9 protein-coding genes are annotated in these 4,640 nt (G+C 64.5%); 5 read left to right on the top strand and 4 right to left on the bottom strand.

All coding sequences use genetic code 11. From position 1 onward, the window contains the following. From EN906_RS23695 to EN906_RS23680, 4 genes are all read left to right on the top strand, one after another. The coding region (locus tag EN906_RS23695) for a hypothetical protein (protein ID WP_127375420.1) at positions 1–389 on the top strand (389 nt) is incomplete at its 5' end. A gap of 1 nt (position 390) precedes the next feature. Further along, complete coding sequence (locus EN906_RS23690; RefSeq protein ID WP_127272632.1) at positions 391–555, top strand: hypothetical protein; 165 nt, start codon at positions 391–393, stop codon at positions 553–555. A 52-nt stretch (positions 556–607) separates the two neighbouring features. Continuing rightward, entirely contained in the window at positions 608–931 is a 324-nt protein-coding gene (locus tag EN906_RS23685) for a YkgJ family cysteine cluster protein (RefSeq protein WP_164749099.1), read from the top strand. A gap of 81 nt (positions 932–1,012) precedes the next feature. After that, the gene (locus EN906_RS23680; RefSeq protein WP_127270585.1) at positions 1,013–1,624 is read left to right on the top strand and encodes a LysE family translocator; all 612 of its coding nucleotides are present in this window, start codon (positions 1,013–1,015) and stop codon (positions 1,622–1,624) included. Positions 1,625–1,711: 87 nt separating this feature from the next. Here EN906_RS23680 and EN906_RS23675 read toward each other — a convergent pair whose 3' ends face one another. The 4 genes from EN906_RS23675 to EN906_RS38430 form a co-directional block, all read right to left on the bottom strand. Further along, complete coding sequence (locus EN906_RS23675; RefSeq protein ID WP_127270583.1) at positions 1,712–2,098, bottom strand: nuclear transport factor 2 family protein; 387 nt, start codon at positions 2,096–2,098, stop codon at positions 1,712–1,714. A 16-nt stretch (positions 2,099–2,114) separates the two neighbouring features. Then, positions 2,115–2,561: an OsmC family protein gene (locus EN906_RS23670; protein WP_127270581.1), complete on the bottom strand. Its 447-nt coding sequence runs from the start codon at positions 2,559–2,561 to the stop codon at positions 2,115–2,117. Positions 2,562–2,594: 33 nt separating this feature from the next. Then, positions 2,595–3,269 carry an NAD(P)-dependent alcohol dehydrogenase gene (locus tag EN906_RS23665; RefSeq protein ID WP_236383101.1) on the bottom strand — a complete coding sequence of 225 codons (675 nt, stop codon included), beginning with the start codon at positions 3,267–3,269 and terminating at the stop codon, positions 2,595–2,597. Positions 3,270–3,417: 148 nt separating this feature from the next. Next, a complete protein-coding gene (locus EN906_RS38430) occupies positions 3,418–3,597 on the bottom strand; it encodes a hypothetical protein (RefSeq protein WP_236383100.1) in 180 nt (59 codons plus the stop codon). A 101-nt stretch (positions 3,598–3,698) separates the two neighbouring features. Between EN906_RS38430 and EN906_RS23660 the strand changes: the two genes are divergently transcribed. Beyond that, positions 3,699–4,337 (top strand): TetR/AcrR family transcriptional regulator, encoded by a 639-nt coding sequence (locus EN906_RS23660; protein ID WP_127272631.1) that lies wholly within the window; start codon positions 3,699–3,701, stop codon positions 4,335–4,337. Positions 4,338–4,640 lie beyond the last annotated feature (303 nt).

Genomic DNA, 4,640 nt, shown 5'->3' with positions numbered 1-4,640 from the left:
CGCCAACCCCGATCGCCGCCGACGCAACCATTGCCGATATGGTCGAAGGCCTCGACAAGCCGGTCGAATTCGTCCGGCGTGTGCTGGAAAAGCTCGAACGCTGCAAGCGTGCCCACGGTGATGCCCAGGTGCGCGTCGGCGTGCGTGGCCGCGCCGAATGCCCGAACTACCTGATCGAATATGTCCGCGAAGACGCCAAGACCCATGAGCGGGTGACTTATCAGGACGCCGCCTACAGCGGCAGCACGCATCGCGAGCTGGCGGCCCATCACATCGAGGCGGTGAAAAACTGGTCGCCCGAGGAAATGAACATCACGGCCGTTTCGGCGCTGATCGGCCGCCTGCGCAATCCGCGCGCCCCATCATCGCGCTTCGCCGACGAGGACTGACATGGCCATAAAATTCTCCTCCAAGGATCAGACGGCAGCCTCGGGTGCTGCGGCAAAACCGGCCAAGCCGGTTGCCGCGCCGAAAGCCGGCGACGCCACCGAGGCCGCGACCGATCTGTTCAAGTCGCCGGCGGATTCGAAGGGCGAGACGGCTAAGAAGAAATAGCGCCTTGCCGCAAGACGCCGATCAAAACCCCGCCGCGCCGGGGCTGTCCGCCCTGGGGGCCGCCGCGAGCGTTTTGTCGTCGCAACACGGCACCTTCGATTGCCAAAGCTGCGGTGCCTGCTGTTCCTATTCGGCCGAGTGGCCGCGCTTTTCCACCGAGGATGACGCACAGCTCGACCGTATCCCGGAAAAATATGTCGCATCTGACCTGTCAGGCATGCGCTGCGAGGGCGTGCGCTGCTCGGCGCTGTCCGGCGAGATCGGCAAGTCGACCGCTTGCGGCATCTACGACGTCCGGCCGGATGTCTGTCGCGCCTGCATGCCCGGCGACGAGGAGTGCCTGATGGCACGCCAGGCGCTCGGGTTACCGGTGTAGCCAATCTCCAATCGCCTCCGCTTGTGCGCCGACCCGCAGCCCGATACCTTCCTGGTTGGGTAGGGTGCCGGAGGAACCATCGTGAGCATCGAATTTCTGTTGACGTCCCTGATTGTCGTGGCTTCGCCCGGCACCGGCGTTCTCTACACGCTGAGCGCCGGCCTCTCGCGCGGTGCGCGAGCCAGCGTCATCGCCGCCTTCGGCTGCACGCTCGGCATCATCCCGCACATGGCCGCTGCCATCACTGGCCTGGCGGCGCTGCTGCACACCAGTGCGCTCGCCTTCGAGACGCTGAAATATCTCGGCGTCGCCTACCTGCTCTACATGGCCTGGAACACACTCAAGGAAAATGGTGGCCTCAGCGTCGACCAGGATGTGACGCCGCGTTCGGCCGGCAAGGTGATTGCCACCGGCATCCTCGTCAACGTGCTCAATCCGAAACTTTCGATCTTCTTCTTCGCCTTCCTGCCGCAATTCGTCAGCACCACGGAGCCCAACGCGCTGTCGAAGATGCTGGAGCTGAGTTCCGTCTTCATGCTTTTGACCTTCGTGGTTTTCGTCGGCTACGGCATCTTCGCCGCCTCGATCCGCAGCCACGTCGTCTCGCGGCCAATGGTGTTGACCTGGATGCGCCGGACTTTCGCCGGCGCCTTCGTCATGCTTGGCGCGAAGCTGGCGCTGGCGGATCGGTAGAGCCACGGGGAGCGGCTCAGTCTTGCTGATCCGCTCGCCTTGTTGCGCTGTTCCGGGCGATGCCCTTTGGGAAATTGCTCGGGCGCGCTACCCCTTCACATAGCCCATCGCTTCGACGATCCGCCCGTCGGTCACGCGCATGAGGTTGACGCCGCGCAGCGAATTGCCGTCGGCCATGAAATAGCGCCAGCGGATCGTTGCCCGGTCGCCGGCAACGAAGGTTTCCTCGACATCGAAGCGCGTGCCGGCCTGAGTCGCGATCGCCGTCCAAAGCCCGACGCACGCCGCTTGTCCGGCAAAACGAGCGCCGTCCGGCGCCGGCGCGGTGTTCTCGATCACGCAATCCTCAGCCACCAGTTCGGCGAGTGCCGAGGGATCATGGCGTTGGAATACGTCGTTGTAGCGCCGCATGATCTCGGCCGTCTGCTGGGACAGATCGTACGCGGTTGCGTCCATGACAAGCTCCTGTGTCATCTTCTTCCTCCTGGCTTCATTGGCCTTTGGTGGCTTCAACGAGCGTTGCCTTGAGGGTGATCTGAGACACGCCGGCAAGGGCCCGCGAGACGAGGCAGCCCGCCTTGGCGGACTGTGCAAGGCGCTCGAATTCATCTGCGGCGAGTCCTGCGGCCTCCACCTCGGTTTCGAGTTCGATACGGGTGATCGTCGGCCCGGCCGCGGTCGCGCCGAGATGCACCTTGGCGATCGTGTGGATATTGCGGGCAACATGGCCGGCGCCGCCCAGTATGGCGCTCAGCGCCATCGAGAAGCAGCCTGCATGCGCTGCGGCGATCAGCTCTTCCGGGTTGGTGCCCGGACCGTTCTCGAAGCGCGACGGGAAGGAATAGGCGCCTTCGAAGACGCCGCTGCCGAGCCGCAGCCGGCCCGCCCCTTCCTTCAGCGTGCCTTGCCATTTGGCCGAGGCTTCACGAATTGTCATTGTCGTTCTCCCTTGGTTTGAGGACTTGATGGGTCAGGCGCCGTCGATGATCACCTTCCCGAAGACGTCGCCCTGCTGGAAATAGCGGTAGGCATCGCCGGCCTCGGTGAAGGCGAAGACCTTGTCGATGACGGGCCGCAGGCGATGCTGCGAGACGGCGCGCAGCATGGCTTCGAGATTGGTCCGGTTGCCGACGAACAGGCGGCTGATGGTGGCGAGGCTGCGCTGGTAGAGTGCCGCCGGCAACTGGATCGATCCGCCTTTCGCATCCTGCAGCGTCAAGAGCACGATGTGCCCGTAAAGCGTGCTGGCGATCAGCGACTGGGCGAAGGTCGCCGGGCCACCGGTCTCGATGACGAGATCGATGCCGCCGGTCTGGTCGCGGACGGTCGCGCCCCATTGCGGCATATCCGATGTCGAAATCACCAGGTCGGCGCCCAGCGCCCGCAGCCTGTCGGCTTTCTCACCGCGCGAGGTGACGGCGGCGACATGGCAGCCGAGCAGCTTGGCGAACTGCAGTGCAAAGAGCGAGACGCCGCCCGAGCCGACGACCAGAACCCATTGGCCGGGCTTCGGAATTCCGGCGCCCGTCACGGCATTCCAGCCGGTCAGGCCGGCACAGGTCAGCGTTGCCGCCTCATGCCAGTCGAGATGATCGGGCAAGCGCACCGCCCATTGTTCGTCGAGAACGGCGTATTCGGTCAGCATGCCATCCAGCGTGCAGCCGAGTTGGTCGACGAGGCCGGCATGGATGCGGCCGTCGATCCATCGGGGGAATAGCTGCCGGTCACGCGGTCGCCTACGGCAAAGCGGGTGACGGTATCGCCGATGGCGACAATGTCACCGGCCCCGTCGCTCAGCGGACGCCTTGGCGCGGCGGCAGCGGATAGGTGCCGTTGAGGATCATCGTATCGCGCCGGTTGAGCGAGGTGGCGCGAACGCGCGCCACGATCTCATGCGGCCTCGGCTCCGGCTGCGCCGTGTCGCGCAGCATCAGGGGTTCGGTCCCAGACCCTTCGAGACGGTAGCTCCGCATGTCGTTCTCCCGAGAAATATATAGACTGGTCTACATATTATGTAGACCGATTGTCATATTTTGCGCAAGGCCTATAATGATTCCTGCTGACAGAGGTTGACATGGCCAACGACACCCGCACCCGCATACTCGAGACGACTGGGCTGCTGCTCAGGCAGCGCGGCTATCACGGCACCTCGCTCAACGACATATTGAGCGCCAGCGGCGCACCGCGGGGCTCGCTCTATTTTCATTTTCCCGGCGGCAAGGACCAACTGGTCATCGAGGTGACGCGGGCCAGCGTTGCCGACGTGACGGAGAGGCTGGGCGAAGCGCTGGCTGCCGAAAAGTATCCGGCGGTGGCTGTCCATCATATCTACCAGTCGGTGGGACGCATGCTGGAAGACAACCAGTTTTCGCTCGGCTGTCCGATCGCGCCTGTCGTGCTGGACTCGCCCACCGACGTGCCGGAACTGGCGGAGTTGTGCCGCTCGGCCTTCGAACAGTGGATAGGCCTGCTGCGGGACGCCTTCGTCAGGGCAGGGGTGCCCGAGCGCCGCGCGCATGCATTGGCACTGCTGGTCGAATCGTCGCTGGAGGGGCTGATGGTGATCGCCCGCGCCACCCACGACCGCGCCCCGGTGCAGGCTGTGGCCGATGAGGTCGCAGCGCTGATCGAGCAGGCGGTGCTCGCTGGAGCAGGCCGCAATCGCGACACGGCGATTTCCGCGGCCGAGATACCATCATCGCCGGGGTCCTGATGTCGCGACGCGCCTGATGCCAGCGGAAACATTAGTTCAATGTCGCGCCAAGCGTTCCGCGCGGTGTGTCGCCCCAATTCAAGTCCTGGCAGTGCTATTAGTGAAGTAAACGTCCTGGCAGAACAAAAAGGGCGCCTTTCGGCGCCCTTTCCGTAAGCTTAGCCAGATTGGCTGGATTAGAAGTCCATGCCGCCCATGCCGCCCATGCCGCCGCCCATGCCGCCAGGCATGCCGCCGCCGCCAGCCGACTCCTTCTTCGGAGCCTCCGCGATCATGGCTTCGGTGGTGACGAGCAGGCCGGCG

The organism is Mesorhizobium sp. M7A.F.Ca.CA.004.06.1.1 (genome assembly GCF_003999135.1).
Taxonomy (GTDB): domain Bacteria; phylum Pseudomonadota; class Alphaproteobacteria; order Rhizobiales; family Rhizobiaceae; genus Mesorhizobium.
Note: the sequence above shows the minus strand (reverse complement) of the source record. Positions and strands in the feature narration are given on the sequence as shown.

What these genes read in the sequence shown, in the direction of transcription:
- EN906_RS23690 (WP_127272632.1), top strand. Translation starts at nt 391, where the DNA reads ATGGCCATAAAATTCTCCTCCAAGGATCAGACGGCAGCCTCGGGTGCT.
- EN906_RS23675 (WP_127270583.1), bottom strand. Translation starts at nt 2,098, where the DNA reads ATGACACAGGAGCTTGTCATGGACGCAACCGCGTACGATCTGTCCCAG.
- EN906_RS23670 (WP_127270581.1), bottom strand. Translation starts at nt 2,561, where the DNA reads ATGACAATTCGTGAAGCCTCGGCCAAATGGCAAGGCACGCTGAAGGAA.
- EN906_RS23665 (WP_236383101.1), bottom strand. Translation starts at nt 3,269, where the DNA reads ATGCTGACCGAATACGCCGTTCTCGACGAACAATGGGCGGTGCGCTTG.
- EN906_RS38430 (WP_236383100.1), bottom strand. Translation starts at nt 3,597, where the DNA reads ATGCGGAGCTACCGTCTCGAAGGGTCTGGGACCGAACCCCTGATGCTG.
- EN906_RS23660 (WP_127272631.1), top strand. Translation starts at nt 3,699, where the DNA reads ATGGCCAACGACACCCGCACCCGCATACTCGAGACGACTGGGCTGCTG.